27 protein-coding genes are annotated in these 12,969 nt (G+C 60.2%); 4 read left to right on the forward strand and 23 right to left on the reverse strand.

All coding sequences use genetic code 11. The features are described 5' to 3' along the window. The first annotated feature begins 11 nt into the window (after positions 1–11). Both ACTJLD_RS21535 and ACTJLD_RS21540 read left to right on the forward strand, forming a co-directional pair. Entirely contained in the window at positions 12–251 is a 240-nt protein-coding gene (locus ACTJLD_RS21535; protein WP_440659583.1) for a hypothetical protein, read from the forward strand. Positions 252–356: 105 nt separating this feature from the next. Then, positions 357–578: a hypothetical protein gene (locus tag ACTJLD_RS21540; protein ID WP_440659584.1), complete on the forward strand. Its 222-nt coding sequence runs from the start codon at positions 357–359 to the stop codon at positions 576–578. 491 nt (positions 579–1,069) lie between these two features. Here the strand turns inward: ACTJLD_RS21540 and ACTJLD_RS21545 are convergent, their stop codons facing one another. The 15 genes from ACTJLD_RS21545 to ACTJLD_RS21615 form a co-directional block, all read right to left on the reverse strand. Then, positions 1,070–1,234 carry a hypothetical protein gene (locus ACTJLD_RS21545; RefSeq protein ID WP_440659585.1) on the reverse strand — a complete coding sequence of 55 codons (165 nt, stop codon included), beginning with the start codon at positions 1,232–1,234 and terminating at the stop codon, positions 1,070–1,072. A gap of 88 nt (positions 1,235–1,322) precedes the next feature. Beyond that, on the reverse strand, positions 1,323–1,472 hold the full coding sequence (locus tag ACTJLD_RS21550) for a hypothetical protein (protein WP_440659586.1): 150 nt from the start codon (positions 1,470–1,472) through the stop codon (positions 1,323–1,325). Beyond that, positions 1,472–1,993 (reverse strand): hypothetical protein, encoded by a 522-nt coding sequence (locus ACTJLD_RS21555; RefSeq protein WP_440659587.1) that lies wholly within the window; start codon positions 1,991–1,993, stop codon positions 1,472–1,474. Before ACTJLD_RS21555 ends, ACTJLD_RS21550 begins: the two co-directional genes overlap by 1 nt. Positions 1,994–2,172: 179 nt before the next feature. Further along, positions 2,173–2,613, reverse strand: a complete 441-nt coding sequence (locus ACTJLD_RS21560; RefSeq protein WP_440659588.1) for a hypothetical protein — start codon at positions 2,611–2,613, stop codon at positions 2,173–2,175. After that, on the reverse strand, positions 2,610–3,329 hold the full coding sequence (locus tag ACTJLD_RS21565) for a hypothetical protein (protein WP_440659589.1): 720 nt from the start codon (positions 3,327–3,329) through the stop codon (positions 2,610–2,612). Before ACTJLD_RS21565 ends, ACTJLD_RS21560 begins: the two co-directional genes overlap by 4 nt. Beyond that, the gene (locus ACTJLD_RS21570; protein ID WP_440659590.1) at positions 3,326–3,760 is read right to left on the reverse strand and encodes a hypothetical protein; all 435 of its coding nucleotides are present in this window, start codon (positions 3,758–3,760) and stop codon (positions 3,326–3,328) included. Before ACTJLD_RS21570 ends, ACTJLD_RS21565 begins: the two co-directional genes overlap by 4 nt. Continuing rightward, entirely contained in the window at positions 3,757–3,951 is a 195-nt protein-coding gene (locus ACTJLD_RS21575; RefSeq protein WP_059609046.1) for a hypothetical protein, read from the reverse strand. Before ACTJLD_RS21575 ends, ACTJLD_RS21570 begins: the two co-directional genes overlap by 4 nt. Continuing rightward, positions 3,948–4,241, reverse strand: coding sequence for a hypothetical protein (locus tag ACTJLD_RS21580; protein ID WP_440659591.1), 294 nt, complete (start codon positions 4,239–4,241; stop codon positions 3,948–3,950). The genes ACTJLD_RS21575 and ACTJLD_RS21580 overlap by 4 nt, the downstream gene beginning before the upstream one ends. A 3-nt stretch (positions 4,242–4,244) precedes the next feature. Beyond that, the gene (locus tag ACTJLD_RS21585; RefSeq protein ID WP_440659592.1) at positions 4,245–4,655 is read right to left on the reverse strand and encodes a phage protein NinX family protein; all 411 of its coding nucleotides are present in this window, start codon (positions 4,653–4,655) and stop codon (positions 4,245–4,247) included. A gap of 42 nt (positions 4,656–4,697) precedes the next feature. Then, complete coding sequence (locus ACTJLD_RS21590) at positions 4,698–4,892, reverse strand: hypothetical protein (protein ID WP_440659593.1); 195 nt, start codon at positions 4,890–4,892, stop codon at positions 4,698–4,700. Positions 4,893–4,930: 38 nt separating this feature from the next. Continuing rightward, a complete protein-coding gene (locus ACTJLD_RS21595; protein ID WP_440659594.1) occupies positions 4,931–5,134 on the reverse strand; it encodes a hypothetical protein in 204 nt (67 codons plus the stop codon). Next, positions 5,109–5,813 carry a ribonuclease HI gene (locus ACTJLD_RS21600; RefSeq protein WP_440659595.1) on the reverse strand — a complete coding sequence of 235 codons (705 nt, stop codon included), beginning with the start codon at positions 5,811–5,813 and terminating at the stop codon, positions 5,109–5,111. The genes ACTJLD_RS21595 and ACTJLD_RS21600 overlap by 26 nt, the downstream gene beginning before the upstream one ends. After that, entirely contained in the window at positions 5,804–5,983 is a 180-nt protein-coding gene (locus ACTJLD_RS21605) for a hypothetical protein (protein WP_440659596.1), read from the reverse strand. Before ACTJLD_RS21605 ends, ACTJLD_RS21600 begins: the two co-directional genes overlap by 10 nt. Continuing rightward, the gene (locus ACTJLD_RS21610; protein ID WP_440659597.1) at positions 5,983–6,303 is read right to left on the reverse strand and encodes a hypothetical protein; all 321 of its coding nucleotides are present in this window, start codon (positions 6,301–6,303) and stop codon (positions 5,983–5,985) included. The genes ACTJLD_RS21605 and ACTJLD_RS21610 overlap by 1 nt, the downstream gene beginning before the upstream one ends. A 27-nt stretch (positions 6,304–6,330) precedes the next feature. Then, positions 6,331–6,891 carry a 3'-5' exonuclease gene (locus ACTJLD_RS21615; RefSeq protein WP_440659598.1) on the reverse strand — a complete coding sequence of 187 codons (561 nt, stop codon included), beginning with the start codon at positions 6,889–6,891 and terminating at the stop codon, positions 6,331–6,333. 197 nt (positions 6,892–7,088) lie between these two features. Between ACTJLD_RS21615 and ACTJLD_RS21620 the strand changes: the two genes are divergently transcribed. Further along, on the forward strand, positions 7,089–7,547 hold the full coding sequence (locus tag ACTJLD_RS21620) for a hypothetical protein (RefSeq protein ID WP_440659599.1): 459 nt from the start codon (positions 7,089–7,091) through the stop codon (positions 7,545–7,547). Between the two features lie 10 nt (positions 7,548–7,557). On the opposite strand, the gene ACTJLD_RS21625 is transcribed toward ACTJLD_RS21620, so the two are convergent. Beyond that, positions 7,558–7,860, reverse strand: a complete 303-nt coding sequence (locus tag ACTJLD_RS21625; RefSeq protein WP_059609038.1) for a hypothetical protein — start codon at positions 7,858–7,860, stop codon at positions 7,558–7,560. Next, on the reverse strand, positions 7,860–9,071 hold the full coding sequence (locus ACTJLD_RS21630; RefSeq protein ID WP_440659600.1) for an RtcB family protein: 1,212 nt from the start codon (positions 9,069–9,071) through the stop codon (positions 7,860–7,862). Before ACTJLD_RS21630 ends, ACTJLD_RS21625 begins: the two co-directional genes overlap by 1 nt. A gap of 106 nt (positions 9,072–9,177) precedes the next feature. Here ACTJLD_RS21630 and ACTJLD_RS21635 point away from each other — a divergent pair, with 106 nt between their 5' ends. Continuing rightward, entirely contained in the window at positions 9,178–9,552 is a 375-nt protein-coding gene (locus tag ACTJLD_RS21635; protein ID WP_440659601.1) for a hypothetical protein, read from the forward strand. Here ACTJLD_RS21635 and ACTJLD_RS21640 read toward each other — a convergent pair. The 6 genes from ACTJLD_RS21640 to ACTJLD_RS21665 all read right to left on the reverse strand — a co-directional run bounded on the left by ACTJLD_RS21640 (position 9,549) and on the right by ACTJLD_RS21665 (position 12,936). Further along, positions 9,549–10,004: a hypothetical protein gene (locus ACTJLD_RS21640; RefSeq protein WP_440659602.1), complete on the reverse strand. Its 456-nt coding sequence runs from the start codon at positions 10,002–10,004 to the stop codon at positions 9,549–9,551. The two genes, ACTJLD_RS21635 and ACTJLD_RS21640, sit on opposite strands and share 4 nt — an antisense overlap. Before the next feature lies 1 nt (position 10,005). After that, positions 10,006–10,461 (reverse strand): hypothetical protein, encoded by a 456-nt coding sequence (locus ACTJLD_RS21645; protein WP_440659603.1) that lies wholly within the window; start codon positions 10,459–10,461, stop codon positions 10,006–10,008. Between the two features lie 145 nt (positions 10,462–10,606). Next, the gene (locus ACTJLD_RS21650) at positions 10,607–11,749 is read right to left on the reverse strand and encodes an RNA ligase (ATP) (protein WP_440659604.1); all 1,143 of its coding nucleotides are present in this window, start codon (positions 11,747–11,749) and stop codon (positions 10,607–10,609) included. Between the two features lie 58 nt (positions 11,750–11,807). Then, positions 11,808–12,257, reverse strand: a complete 450-nt coding sequence (locus ACTJLD_RS21655) for a hypothetical protein (RefSeq protein WP_440659605.1) — start codon at positions 12,255–12,257, stop codon at positions 11,808–11,810. A gap of 76 nt (positions 12,258–12,333) precedes the next feature. After that, positions 12,334–12,462, reverse strand: a complete 129-nt coding sequence (locus ACTJLD_RS21660) for a hypothetical protein (protein ID WP_440659606.1) — start codon at positions 12,460–12,462, stop codon at positions 12,334–12,336. Positions 12,463–12,471: 9 nt separating this feature from the next. After that, the gene (locus ACTJLD_RS21665) at positions 12,472–12,936 is read right to left on the reverse strand and encodes a hypothetical protein (protein WP_440659607.1); all 465 of its coding nucleotides are present in this window, start codon (positions 12,934–12,936) and stop codon (positions 12,472–12,474) included. Positions 12,937–12,969 lie beyond the last annotated feature (33 nt).

The raw sequence follows: 12,969 nt of genomic DNA on the forward strand, positions 1-12,969 counted from the left end.
GTAAACCGGTCATGACGAAATTTTTCGATAAGGAATTGGCCGACGCGATCGGCTATGGAGCGGCCACTCATGTAGCAGCGTTGGCCGCAGACCTTCAAGCCGACATCGCTCGTATGAACGCAATGCGAAAGGCCGAGGGGCGGCCGACGATCGAAGAGGAGGAGGAGGCTGAGAAAGCGTGGTTCCGCCAGCAGATGGAAGCCGGCGTGCGCTTCGATCCTGATGTCGAGGGCTGGGCACGCGGGGAGTGATGGGAGACTGTCAGGTAAAACGCTTCACCGACATTGTTGCAACCTACGCTACCAGTTTGCGTCCACCTTTCTGTGCAATACTCTTTCCATACGAAAGGAGGCCACATGTCGCACTTCCGCACGGAGCAGATTGGACGCTTTAGCGTTGACATTCGCGTCTATCAACCTAAACCGGAATTCCCAACCTGCAAATGGGTATTTGAGTTCACACCCACCGACGAGAATGGCAACCGATTCGGAACTACCAATTATCGCGAAGCCAGTTTCGACACGCCTGAAGAGGCATTTGCCGAAGCAAGAAGACTCTTCAGCGCGTCCTTTCGCTAACTACCTAGTCTGTGACGGTCGTGACTGATTCGACTTTCTGTCGCGCGCAGCTCTTGCCACACGACTGCGTGTAATTTCGATCGGTCTGGACCGTCGAGTTCGGGCATTTTGTGAAGTAGTGAGCAGTGCCGTCGCCATCCCGCCACTGATACACCTTGCAGTCATCCGCCTCACGGATGACGTGTGGGGTCCGCTCGAACCTCTCCTGTGCAGTCCGTTCACGCTCACTGTTCTGATACCAGTCCGAGTGCACGCAGCTACGCACGCCCAAGACGGTGCCGCCGATAATTGCGACCCAGATCAACAAACCTTTCATATGTGTTGCTTCCCGTAGTTCAAAGGCGTCGATGCGCCGTTCTTGTGAATGACTTCGACGTGGCACTCGCCCGGCCCAGCCACGCAGATCTGAAAGTCGATTAGCCCGAGCGTGCCAGCCAGCATTAGCAGAACTACTACTCCGCCGATCAACGAAACAGTGGTGCTGGCCGCTTTCACGCCGACTCCTGCAGGACTTTCTCAAGCAGCTTTCGGTTATCCGCCTCGCACCGGTCGTAGATCTCCCGCGCAAGCTCGAAATCCTTGCCCTCGAGCGCGGCATGGAGCTGGCTGCCTGGAGCCGCCCACGTGTCCTTGAACTTGATCGCTTTGACGTGCATGGTTCAACCCCGCGAAAGAATGTCGAGCAAGCACACGACAGGGAGTCCGCCAAACACCGCGATCATCGCGACAAAGCACGGGCGAGCATCAAGCGATTTCATCGACACCCCCTTTCGTTGCCCGCAATGCGTCAATTTCCGCATCCGCGATCTCCCCAACTCGCTGCGGGTCGTCGGCAACGTGCTGGAAGTCGTTCGGTCCCATCGTTCCCATAGCATCACCACGTCGATCGGTCATCATTCGGCACCTGCCAATGCGCGAGGAGGACCGGGATGAAGCGGATCCGCACCGATATAGACGTCCTCCGGTGCCTCGGGCCATTCGCGGCGAAGCACATCGAATTCGCCTTCGTTCCAGTTGTTCAGGAAATCGATCGACGAACCGTCGTCCAGGCTCAACGCGAACTGAATCGCCGCACATGCGGGATCGGGCCGCGCATCGACAGTCGCGTCGGCCTGCGCGGGTTGCGGGGCGGCGAACAACGCGGTATTGAACCGGCCTTCTTTCACCCCGATAACACTGACGTGGAACGTCCGATCTTTCTGGATGCGGTTCAGATCGGCCTTCGCGATATACGCCACCGCCACCGCAGCGGGCGATGCAGCCACGCGCGCGGCTTGCCAACCTGCATAGAACGCCTCGCGCGGCGCCATCTTCGGCCAGTTCTTCAACTGTTCGAAAGCCGCCCGCTCGTCGGCCGGCGCTGCTGCCGCCATAGCGGCGATCTTGTTTTCTTCCGGGTTTGTCCTATCGTTCATTTCTCGTCCTTTCGACAGGTCGGAGGTCGCCGTGAATACTTGGTTATGCATCAAGTGCCATAAGGAATGGGACTTCGACGCCGAGAAGATCGGAATTGACTCCTTCGGCATCTACGTGTTCTGTCCCCACTGTGGCCGAAGAAACCAGCTAGAGAGCCTGGGGCATCGGCGTGGTGCTCTCATCCTTCGACAGACCGGGAAGTAGCGTCGCCGGGTGCGGTGCGGGCGAATGCCATGCCGGCGGCGAACGCCGCTTTAGCAGTTTTCTCCGCGTCCATTTCATCCACTTCGCGCCAGAACTTCACGAACGCAGTCCGCTCGTCAGTCAACACGGGCCGTTCCGCAGGAGACATAGCGAGGAGCTTGCGGATATTGTCTGCCGCGTAGTCACGCGCCGGCGACAACCCCTGCGTGTCCAACAGTTCAGCCGCGCGAGCGAGGGTCTGCTCATCCGTCAGCGAACCGGCGCACGTGGCGAGCTTGTCGCAGATCCACTCGCAGAAGCCGAGCACGTCACCAGTTCGGTTGTCGTCGGAGTCTCGATAGACGCGCTCCTGCGCTTCCTGCATTACCGCTTCTTTCGTCAGCGCGCTGGCGTTGCCCGTATCGGGTCTGCTCATGGGTTGCCCCCGTTGTTCGTCTGGTTCAATTCTCGCGATTGAGCTTCGGCACGACGCTTGGCTTCTTTGCCCCGCTCCCACTGCATGCCCATCGCTTTGCAAATCGCGTCGAATGCGTTGCTCACCGCGACACCGCCATGCTGTCGGTTGTCCAGCGCGTAGTGGTAGTCCGAAATCGCGTTGCGAATGGAACGAGACTTCGGAACGTGCAGCTCGAAGTAGGCGTTCTTGTGGATCCAGTCGTTTCGCAGACGACCGATGTCGGCGCGCCAGACGAGAGCCATCTGGTCGGGGACCGGCAGCGGTTGCTGGCGAACATAGGCGGCAGTCAGCCGTTCGATCGACTGATCACGGCTACGTTGGTCGTCTGCCATCGGATCTTCGTTCTCCGGACACTGCAACTGCCCGGAGAACGCCTGAAGCAGCATGCGCTGCACCTCGACCTGACGCTGGAGCTCGCCAATCTGCTGGTATGCCCGCACACGCTCGAGCGGCATGTCCGGGCGGTCGACCAGCACACGGGCACGCTGCACCTGCGCGTCATGGTTTGCCTTCCAGTGGTCGCGCTCCTTGCAGACCGCTTCGATCGCCTCGCGCATCAGGTTGTATGCCTCACCGCGGGCAGCGATCGGGGCACCGTTTCCGGCACGCGAGTGAACCTGCCGATCAAGACTCACAAACGCGTGGACGCGCGCCAAGATATCTTCAGTGTTCACGATTTGCTCGCCCCTTCGAGGATGGCTTGTGCGCGCTGATATGCGACGTCGCCTTCCCACCCTTTGCAGCGGTAGATCGACATGAACATTTCGAGCGTGACCCGCACGTCCGCGCTCAATGTCGGCGCTCCACCCGCGGCAACCAGCCCGAGCCGCTGCGAATAGTCGAGATAGCTGGCTACCTTCGCGCGCTTCTGGTCCATCGCGCCTTCGTCGGGCACGAAATGGAATTCGCCACCTGACACGCTCCTCAACCGGTGCACCATTGCCAGCAGGTCGTTGAGCTCCGCATACATCCGCTGCGCGTTCGATTCTTCACGACCAGGCTGCACCTCGCTGAGCCCAAACTGCTGCGCCTTCAGCGCGATCTGTGCGATCTCGCTTGCTTCCTCAGCAATTTTGGTCAGGCAGTGTTGAACGACAGACATCATGATGCGTTTTCCTTGTGGCTGACTTCATTCTGGCCCGCGGCGAGCAGCGTGCGCGCCTGGTCCTTTGCGAGCTCGAAGACACGCTCGACCAATTTCGGATCGAATCCGGTGGACTTCTTGATGTAGTAGATCAGCAGAGACGGATCGCAGCGGACCACCAGTTCCAACTGCTCACGGTGTTCGGGCGTCATCGCTTGATCCCCGCAGCGTCGAGCGCTTCACGCGCGGCCGTCATGGCGTTGAAAATGCTGGCACTGCCTTCCTCGAACGCGTCACCGATGCTCTGGAGAGCGCCGATCAGCTTCGGAAGTGCCACGATGCGCTTGGCGAGCTCGATGCCTTCTTCGCACGGATCGCCGTCCCCGAAGGCCACCACGACCTCTGCAATGCTGCCGTGATCGCAGGTGTCAATGTGCTGGATATTGCCGACACGGTCGCCGAGAACGAGCGTATCCAGCGGGTTGGTTTTCTGCTTTTTCATGGGTCACTCGCTCAGCGTGTAGGAGACAACGTCACCCAGCTTCAGGGCGACATATGCGCGGCAGACTGCCTCGAGCGGCGTAGCGCCGAACCATGCCTTCGAGCCTGCAAACGAACCGGTGTCGATGAACGCGAACCAGAGCTTCTTCGGGTCCAGGGCACCCATCGGACCGGGTGCGTTCAGATTGATCCGCTCGTCTTGGATCAGCGGGTGACCGTCGGTGGGGTTGGAGGACGGCTGAAATGCGCGGAAGTAAGAGATCGGCCCTTCAGCGTCTTGACTCTCTTCGCGGATCAACGTGCGGCCCGGCCGCATTTCGCCCAGCGGCTTCTCGTGCGTGATACCGGCCGCGACAGCGACGAAGTAGTCGAGCTCGGCGCCCGTCAGTTCTTCAGTTTGGAATTCTCGTTTCATGGTCGTCAGTGTGGTTGTGGGCCGGCGAACCGGCCCATTGCTTCAGATGGCGGTCAGGTCGTCTGCGGAGAACACGCCCGCGCGCTGGACACCGCACTCGGGACACGTCGCGGTGATGACGAGCGAGTGCCCGGCAGGCACATCACCCGGTTCGCCAGTTGCCGGCGGGATGATCGCGCTGCACGAAACCGCGCCCTCGTCCAGTTCTTCACCGCAGTCACACGCAAAAGCAGCCATACGTCACTTCCCTTCTCTGGTTTCAGTCTAAGAACCCGTCACTGGACAGACTGCAGGCGACGCAGCACTTCCTCGACGGACACGTCCTCGGTGGTCACGCCACCCAGCAGCCCGAGAATGGGCAGCTTGAGGATCAGGAGCAACGTCACCCGCGTCCGGCCGAAGAACGTGCTCGGCCGGTCACATATGGGCAACAGCCACATGAAGAGCAGCAGCTCAGGCAGCGACAGAAACGCCCACACCGTCCCCAGCCAGAGGCTGTTCAGGTAGTTGCTGTTCTTCCCAAGGCGGTATTGGTAAAACGCCGGTGTCCACATCGCTTGTAGTTCCTGTTTCTTCGAACGCAAATTTGCGCAGGTTCGTCTTGTTCCTGAGCTCGGCAGCAGCTCGCTTTCGCCGCTGCGCCGCGCGTTGCTCGGGTGTCTTATTTGGTGGGCTCGGTTTCTCGACCGCGACCGGGGGCGCACCGCTTTTCACACGGGCGCGTGCCTCACGCATACCGGTCTTCGCCAGCCCGTCGCAATGGTTGTTCACCCACAACCGGGGAACCTCGCCCCGCGTGTGGCCCTTGACGTGCTTGAACCGGATGTCTGCCTGCTTCGCGGCGATCAGTCTGTTCAGCCCTTCGACGATCATTCTTTCGTCGACGCTCAGGACACGCTTGCCCTCGAACGCGAGAATCGCCGCCTGACAGTCCGTCTGAGCAAGCAGTGAATCGCCGGGCATCGCTATCTCGTGGGCGAACGCCATGTGCACTCCGTTCACGACAGCCATCATTTCGGCGACGTTGTTGTTCCGCGCGAGCGATCTGAGCGCCCCGCCGCCAGAACGTCGTCCGCGCTGCGAGACAGACCAGTAGCCGTAGCCGCCCGCGCCCGTCTCCGGATCCCACGACGCGTCGGCGATGATCGTCACGAGCATTGGCTGTCCTTGTCCTCGCGCGGGTCTGGGCCGCCCTCGATCTCCTCGCTGTCGCGCGGCGTCATCGTTGTTCCGCATTTGGGGCAGTCGTCATCGCAGGCGCAGTCCCACTCGTCGTGCCATTCGGTTCCGCATTCGACGCAGCGGTAGTGGTTTTTGAGCCAAACCATCACGCCTCCGCTTCCGCGAGCACGGCGTCAGCCCTCGCACAGATGGCGTCGAACTCCGCCTTGGTCGTGTTCCCGAACTCTTCGGAGAAGGCTGCCTCGCCGCGCAGCGCTTTCAAGGCCGCGACGAGCTCGTCGTGAAGGTTCCAGCACTTCACGAGACGGGCGGCGTTCGCGTAAATCTCCTCGTGGCTCATGTCCTGGCCGGCGGTCGCTAGGAACAGCTGCGACCGTCCGCTACCGTTCGTGTAGTGATGGACCGGGCCGCCCCTGACCACGCCGAACCTGCCGAGTTCGAGTTTTCCTTCTGTATATTTGGTCATTACTGACTTACTCCATCAGACGCAAATTTAAGCAGCCGCCTCGATTGCCCGCGGGCCGAAGAAGTCACCCATCTTCCGAGCCGCGAAATACGCTTCCATCATTCGCTCGACGTCATACAGCGCCGCGTGCGCCTGCGACGGGTCGTAGTGAACACCGCAGGCGAAGCAGAGCTCACCGAGGTTGGGCAGCTTCCCGAACGGCGTCGCCCACCGCGCTTCCAGCATCGTGTCGATCCCGGTGATCCCCGGGACGGCAATGCCGACGCGCTGCAGTTCGTGCGTGACAAACGGGAAGTCAAATCCAAAGCCGTTGTGGGCCACGACGTAATTCGTGCGCGTCAGAATCGTCGAAACGGCCGGCGCGACCTGTTCCCACGTCGGTTCGGCGGTGAGCATGTCGAAGGTGATCTTGTGGACGGCCTGCGCCTTTTCGTCGATCGGGCGCTGCGGATTTACCCGCTGCACGTATTGACCCAGGCGCGTGCCCACGTCGAGGTCATAGAGGACTGCGGCGACTTCGATGATCCGGTGCCCGTCGTTCCAGTCGAGTCCCGTCGTTTCCAGGTCGAACCCGGTGATGATTCGCATTGTGCGCTCCCAATTTAGTTCATCATTTACTTATTATAGTCACACCAATCTGGAGCATGACCGTCAAATTTGGGTCGGTTGACGCCCGCTGTGGTGCGCGGCAATATCAGTGGGCAAATCACGAATACGGGGTTACATGGTGTTGAGCGCATAGACGGCACGCCATGTCAGAACAGCAACAGTCTTACGAACCGTCAATGGCTACCAGAACGCGACCACCTGAACCGCTGCGCCTAATTGAAAAGCGCCACGAATTTATTGCCCTCGAGGACATTGACCAAATACCCAAAGGACTTCGCGGCATCTACGTCCTTTACCGAACCGCGAAGTCGGACGATCCTAAGCGCCCCTTCAGGGCGGTTGTCTACGTTGGTATGTCTGCGTCAGGTATCAAGGGGCGCCTTCGAGCGCATAAAAGGCACAAGGAGGGCTTTTGGGACTGCTGCTCGATATTCGTTGTCTGGCCGAATGTCCGCGAGGAGGAAATTCGCGAACTGGAGGGCATTCTCAGACACATCTACCGGTTCGACCCAGATGCGCAATTGCTGAACGCCCAAGGTTCGTTCCGGAAACTGGCGAAAACTCCAGTTGTCGAGCTCTCGGCGAAGAATCGCTTGGAAAAGGAATACATCGCCAAAGAGCCCGTCGAAGACTAAGCGAGCGGAATCAGCCGAGCTTCGTGCAGCCGTAGTTCTGGCCGCGCTTGACGAACGTGAAACGTCCGCTGATCTTTCCGCCGTTGAGTTGCGGTATCCAGTCATCCATGTCCGTCAAGAAGACGTTCACCTTGCGGCCGTCCGAGCGCTTGAACGTGAAACCAACGGAACTGCGCCCACGTCCGCACGAGTGATACGTCAACGTATCCTCGAATTCGTGGTTCGCTTTCATTTCGGACGCGTGCCCCGGATAGTCGAGCTGGTTGCCAACGTTGTCGAACGGGATATCGTAGGTTCCGACTTTCTTTGCCATCACGCCCCCTTCACGCACATGATCGCTTTCAGCGTGTGGACGACTTCGACCAGATCCGGCTGGTTGCCCATCACGACGTCCAGATTCTTGTAGGCACCCGGAATCTCGTCCAGCACGTCTGCATCCTTCCGGCACTCCACGCCCTCAGTCTGGGCCGCGAGGTCGTCGAGGTTGAACATCCGCTTCGCTTTGGCGCGGCTCATAACGCGGCCGGCACCGTGCGAGCACGAGCAGTAGGACTGAGGGTTGCCCTTCCCGCGCACGATGTAGCTGCGCTGGCCCATCGAACCGGGGATGATGCCGAGGTCACCTTCGCGGGCTCGAATAGCCCCCTTGCGCGTCACCCACAGGTTGCGGCCGAAGTGGTGCTCGCGCGCGACGTAGTTGTGGTGACAGTTGATCGCCTCCTGCGTGATCGTGAACTCGATCGGAATGTGCTGGCGCAGCGCTGCGATGACGGTCTGCATCATCAACTTGCGGTTTTCGAGCGCGTAGTCCTGCGCCCACTGGACCGCGGCCATGTAATCACGGAAGTCGTCGGTGTCCTCCGGGATATAGGCGAGGTCACCATCGGGCAGGTTGATGAAGTGCAGCTCCATGCGCTTCTTCGCCTTCTCGATGAAGTAGCTGCCGATCATGTTGCCGATGCCACGCGAGCCGGAGTGGAGCATCACCCACACGTCCTGATTCTCGTCGATGCAAAGCTCGATGAAGTGGTTGCCCGAGCCGAGCGTGCCGAGTTGGCTGGCCGCCTTTTCGTAGACCTTGTGCATGGACCCGACGATCTCGTCAGCGAGCACGGCCTCGACGCGATCGCTCGGCATCGCCGGCAGGCGCATGGTGTTCGCGTGGACGTCACTGTCCCGTTGGTGCCGGCCGCCGGCACCCAGCGGGACGTCCCGCTCGATCTGATGGCGAATCGAGGTGAGACTTTCCGGGAGGTCGCTCGCCTTCAACGACAGGCGCACGGCGTTCATGCCGCAGCCAATGTCCACACCAACCGCGGCGGGGATGATCGCCTTCTCGGTCGCGATGACCGAGCCTACCGTCGAGCCCTTGCCCGCATGCACGTCGGGCATCAGCGCAACGCCATTGCCGGCGATGAACGGGAGGCGCGCGAGGTTCTTCGCCTGAGTCAGCGCCTCGTCCTCGATGTCGTTCGTCCAGATCTTGATCGGACGCGAACCCTGCTCGTTGATAACTTGCTTCATGTTTCCTCCGTAGCGCGCTTAACTCGGCGAATTCGCAACTGGTTAAAGCGCATGAGATAATCCGTGTAGACCACGAAGTGCTAATTGACCGGATCGACAACAGAAAATGAACAAACTGACTCCGTTTTTCCTCGCTGTATCGCTGGCTGCAACGACCAACTGTTTTGCAGCCGTGACGTATCTTTCGTGCGATCTACCGGCTCTGGACGAGGTTCCAGCGCGACATTTCGATTTCGCGCTTGACGAAAAAGCCGGCACTGTTAGTTACTATGTTGCTGAGGCAAACTCCACGAATCACGACCCCGCCGTATTCACACCCAGCGCTGTTAATTTCGGTTTCAACACTCAGTTTGTGAAAGTTGAGAGGACGATCAGCCGGATCGACCTCACCTACACCGAGAAGACAACGGTCAGCGACAACACACGTCAGCAGGTCGGCCGCTGCGCAATCGTCAAGAAGCCCTCGAAGGCCAAGTTCTAATCCTCAAATTCGATGGTGTTGACGTCGTCCAGCTTCGCCCAGAAGCGGACGCTCTTCTTCACCTGCCGGCCGTTGATCGTGACCGGAACCTTCGACGCCTTCAGCCAGAACGTCACACTGTCGAAGTCGGCCGCGCCCTTACGAATGAAGATGCGATCGACCGTCAGGAGCGCGCCGGCCGGGATCGTCAGCGGGTGCTGGAGCTCGCCATTGAAGTAGCGCTCCTTCACCGTGCTCAGCGACCCGTCTGCCTCGCGCCATTGCGACTTCTCAAGCGCGGCGAATCGCTCTGCCGGCAGAGCGCCCCAGAAGTCCTGAAGGCCGCTGAAGGGGTTCGCCAGTCCAACCGCCGATTGCAGACCGGAGTTGCGGTGCTCGTGAAACAGGCGAAACGACCAGTCGCTTAAGAGGACGAGGTCCGCACCCAAGCGCGGAATCTGGAGTTTCGGCATGTCACTGTCTCCGTGCGTCGAGGTGAAGACCCTCCGTGACTTTCGGATCGAAGGGCTCGTCGTATTCCTGGAACAGACGAAGCACGCGGCGCTTCCAAAGCTGCTTGTCGGTCATTGCCTGGCGCACTTCAAAACTCAGCTCGCGATCGCTGTAGCCGGCACCGCTTGGCATGAAGATTTCGTCCTCGTCGCCACGTAGCGAGAAGATTTTCGACAGTGCGCCGAAGGACGATTCATTCGCATCGGTTCTCAGGCATACATCGCCGCCCCTGGAGATACCGAGCCCGAGCTCTGCAAACTTGGGATGGCGCGCAAGCCAGCCGCCGGCACATGCGATCGTCCCGCAGCTCAGGCTCTCTCCTTGCTGCACGGTCCATGCGTCGAGGTTGAAGACGTGTTCCGGAATCCCGTCGAGAATCGCGAACGCGTCGCGGAGCAATTCGAAGTTCGGTTTCATGGTCTTTGCTTCTCTGTTGTGATGTAGTCATTCTCCCGATCGGGGAGTGGCGCTCTCTCGGATGCGTAACGCATCCAATCGCGATCCAGGCGGCCAAGAGAAAGCCCGGTTACACGGCAGCAACCGGACCTTCGAGCAATGCCGATTACGCGAACTCAGTCGCGTTCTTGCGCAAGAGGTAAGCTTCGCTGACGCTCTTGGCAATCTTGCGGCCGTAACGCGGGTGACGCGCTTCGGTCTGACTTTTGACGACGACACCTTCACGAATGTGTGCGCCGCCGATCGTCGTGCTGCCGTCGGTATGCTTCAACACAACTTCGCGGCTATACGGACCGATGTAGAGCACCGGAACCGACATCACATCCATCGTCTCGCAGAAGTTCTCGAAGCTCTCGGCGTCCGCAAACACTGCTTTCTCGCGCACTCCCATGCAGATGTCGAAGGCGCGGAACTGGAGCGTGCTCCCGTAGCCGAGATCCTGAATGCCCGTGCCGAAAACTTCGCCGAACATGAGAACCGGAACATTCCCATCGTCAGCAACCGGGCCGAGAACTTCAAGGACCTTGTCGAGCAGCGAGTGCTTCTTTACGGCTTGCGCGTAAACGTTCGATTCGTCGTTGTGGTCGAGGATGACACCACGGCCGCCCAGGCCCTTGCTGGTGATGACCACGCGCCCTTTGTAGAACTTCTCGTCGGACATCGACGACGGCACGACCGCCACCTGGAGCAGCGTCCCGTGGATCTTCTCGGTAATGACGACCGGCTCGCCATCTTCAAACAGGTTCGGCGTCTTCTTCAGGTTGTCGAAGTCGTATTTGTGCGTAATGTCCAGATTCGCACCGAGCGCTTTGCCCGCCATGTGCGCCGGAACAACCGGTTCGTATTTCGTCACGCCCAGGAGTTCAGCGACGTCCTCGCCTTCGAAGCAGATGTGGGCAACTGCGCCGTCTTCACGCTCCGGGTAGTGCAACACATTGCCTTCCTCGCCACCGAGCGACAGGCAGATGCCCTGTGACAGCACGCCTCGAAGCTTGATCGCCTTGATGCGATTGCCGGAAGAGCCATGCAGCTTCCCCTTTCCGCTCACCTCGTCCCACATGCCGAGTTGCTTCAAAATCCACTCGGGCAGCAGCGCTGCCTCCGGAAGATATGCAGCGAGCGCGCCATCCTTGAACTGCCCCTTTCGGACGATCGATTGAAAATCGCCGACACGGGCGATTTCGATGGCATCAGCGTTGGGGTGCGGTTCGACACGAACGCGCACGACAGGAACTTCGAATGTGCTCATGAATTCTCCACGATTGGTATGGCGCCCCTGTCGCCGTCCAGGGGCGTGCGCGGCGCGCTTAGTTGACGGCGGCTTGCGTCGTGTTGAGTGCAGCCGACAGGCCAGCGGGCCACGCGAACTCCGCCGCCGGCGACAGCTTCTCTTCCGGAGCCGGCGATGCGGCGGCGGGACGCTGCTCGCACGCCTCGATGGCCGGCGGCACGACCGCGGAGGTGGGTGCCGCGCCCTGTTCGGCCTCCGGCTTCGCCGGCTCTTGTGCCTTCGCTGCCTTCGCCTTCTTCGGCAGAATCTCGCGCAGCGCGTCGGCGTTCGAGACGATCATGTTCGCGATCACGGCATACAGGTCATCGCATTTCGTCATGTCGACGGCGCCCATGCCATTCGCGACGAGTTCCTTCACCTTCGCCATACGATCCAGCTCCGCCTGGTGCTTCTTCGCCACGTCCTTGTCGTCGAAGGTTTGGCCGTCGGTGGTTTGGTATGCAGCGATGCGCTTCAGGGTCGTCATGGTGTGTTCCTTTCAGTGGTGATGTTGGTGATGAAAGACAGTGTGCAGAGCGCCCTACGGCGCCCCGCTGGATTCGTTACAGGGCTTCGCGCAGCAGTTCGATTTCATCGACCAGCGCGCCGAGGTCGTCCTTTGTTTGCTCAGCCGGACGTGAGCGGTCGGACCAGTAGTCCTTCACTGCTTGCAGGAGTTGCTCGTAGCTCACGCGCCCTCCTTACAGCTTCACGCGAGCGGTTTCGCGCAGCGTGTCGGCGAGCTGGAGCGTCGACATTTCGATCAGCATCACCGGGCGGTGACGCGCCGGATCTGCTTTGTGGAGTGCGCCCGGCATCGCGTGGTGGATGCGCTCCAGCTCGCTGACCAGTTCCTCGCGGAGCTTCAGCAGCGTCGAGGGGCTGGCGAGCACGGGGTGCGGCTCGAACATGCAGGAGATCGAGTCGTTCACCATCACGCCGGGGATGTATTCGACGATGTGGCCGGGGAAATGCCGGCTCTCGAACAGGAACACGCCGCCGCCCTTGCGCGACTGAGCGAAGAACGACGCCTTCTCGACGTCCGACAGGTTTTCGATCTCACCGAGGATCGTGTAGAGCTTGTCCTCGTCGCGCTTGAGGCGAATCTCGTCGGTGCGGTTCAGCAGCGCCTGCACGTCGGCGCGGATCAGTTCATTACTTTGCATTGCCTTCCCTTTATATAAGTCGTTGATGACTTA

This window comes from Burkholderia sp. 22088 (assembly GCF_052045915.1).
Taxonomy (GTDB): Bacteria; Pseudomonadota; Gammaproteobacteria; order Burkholderiales; family Burkholderiaceae; genus Burkholderia; species Burkholderia cepacia.

Excerpts from the sequence above, each read along its gene's own strand:
- ACTJLD_RS21535 (WP_440659583.1), top strand. The coding sequence starts at position 12 with ATGACGAAATTTTTCGATAAGGAATTGGCCGACGCGATCGGCTATGGA.
- ACTJLD_RS21540 (WP_440659584.1), top strand. The coding sequence starts at position 357 with ATGTCGCACTTCCGCACGGAGCAGATTGGACGCTTTAGCGTTGACATT.
- ACTJLD_RS21545 (WP_440659585.1), bottom strand. The coding sequence starts at position 1,234 with ATGCACGTCAAAGCGATCAAGTTCAAGGACACGTGGGCGGCTCCAGGC.
- ACTJLD_RS21550 (WP_440659586.1), bottom strand. The coding sequence starts at position 1,472 with ATGACCGATCGACGTGGTGATGCTATGGGAACGATGGGACCGAACGAC.
- ACTJLD_RS21555 (WP_440659587.1), bottom strand. The coding sequence starts at position 1,993 with ATGAACGATAGGACAAACCCGGAAGAAAACAAGATCGCCGCTATGGCG.
- ACTJLD_RS21560 (WP_440659588.1), bottom strand. The coding sequence starts at position 2,613 with ATGAGCAGACCCGATACGGGCAACGCCAGCGCGCTGACGAAAGAAGCG.
- ACTJLD_RS21570 (WP_440659590.1), bottom strand. The coding sequence starts at position 3,760 with ATGATGTCTGTCGTTCAACACTGCCTGACCAAAATTGCTGAGGAAGCA.
- ACTJLD_RS21575 (WP_059609046.1), bottom strand. The coding sequence starts at position 3,951 with ATGACGCCCGAACACCGTGAGCAGTTGGAACTGGTGGTCCGCTGCGAT.
- ACTJLD_RS21580 (WP_440659591.1), bottom strand. The coding sequence starts at position 4,241 with ATGAAAAAGCAGAAAACCAACCCGCTGGATACGCTCGTTCTCGGCGAC.
- ACTJLD_RS21585 (WP_440659592.1), bottom strand. The coding sequence starts at position 4,655 with ATGAAACGAGAATTCCAAACTGAAGAACTGACGGGCGCCGAGCTCGAC.
- ACTJLD_RS21590 (WP_440659593.1), bottom strand. The coding sequence starts at position 4,892 with ATGGCTGCTTTTGCGTGTGACTGCGGTGAAGAACTGGACGAGGGCGCG.
- ACTJLD_RS21600 (WP_440659595.1), bottom strand. The coding sequence starts at position 5,813 with ATGCTCGTGACGATCATCGCCGACGCGTCGTGGGATCCGGAGACGGGC.
- ACTJLD_RS21605 (WP_440659596.1), bottom strand. The coding sequence starts at position 5,983 with ATGGTTTGGCTCAAAAACCACTACCGCTGCGTCGAATGCGGAACCGAA.
- ACTJLD_RS21610 (WP_440659597.1), bottom strand. The coding sequence starts at position 6,303 with ATGACCAAATATACAGAAGGAAAACTCGAACTCGGCAGGTTCGGCGTG.
- ACTJLD_RS21615 (WP_440659598.1), bottom strand. The coding sequence starts at position 6,891 with ATGCGAATCATCACCGGGTTCGACCTGGAAACGACGGGACTCGACTGG.
- ACTJLD_RS21620 (WP_440659599.1), top strand. The coding sequence starts at position 7,089 with ATGGCTACCAGAACGCGACCACCTGAACCGCTGCGCCTAATTGAAAAG.
- ACTJLD_RS21625 (WP_059609038.1), bottom strand. The coding sequence starts at position 7,860 with ATGGCAAAGAAAGTCGGAACCTACGATATCCCGTTCGACAACGTTGGC.
- ACTJLD_RS21630 (WP_440659600.1), bottom strand. The coding sequence starts at position 9,071 with ATGAAGCAAGTTATCAACGAGCAGGGTTCGCGTCCGATCAAGATCTGG.
- ACTJLD_RS21635 (WP_440659601.1), top strand. The coding sequence starts at position 9,178 with ATGAACAAACTGACTCCGTTTTTCCTCGCTGTATCGCTGGCTGCAACG.
- ACTJLD_RS21640 (WP_440659602.1), bottom strand. The coding sequence starts at position 10,004 with ATGCCGAAACTCCAGATTCCGCGCTTGGGTGCGGACCTCGTCCTCTTA.
- ACTJLD_RS21645 (WP_440659603.1), bottom strand. The coding sequence starts at position 10,461 with ATGAAACCGAACTTCGAATTGCTCCGCGACGCGTTCGCGATTCTCGAC.
- ACTJLD_RS21650 (WP_440659604.1), bottom strand. The coding sequence starts at position 11,749 with ATGAGCACATTCGAAGTTCCTGTCGTGCGCGTTCGTGTCGAACCGCAC.
- ACTJLD_RS21655 (WP_440659605.1), bottom strand. The coding sequence starts at position 12,257 with ATGACGACCCTGAAGCGCATCGCTGCATACCAAACCACCGACGGCCAA.
- ACTJLD_RS21665 (WP_440659607.1), bottom strand. The coding sequence starts at position 12,936 with ATGCAAAGTAATGAACTGATCCGCGCCGACGTGCAGGCGCTGCTGAAC.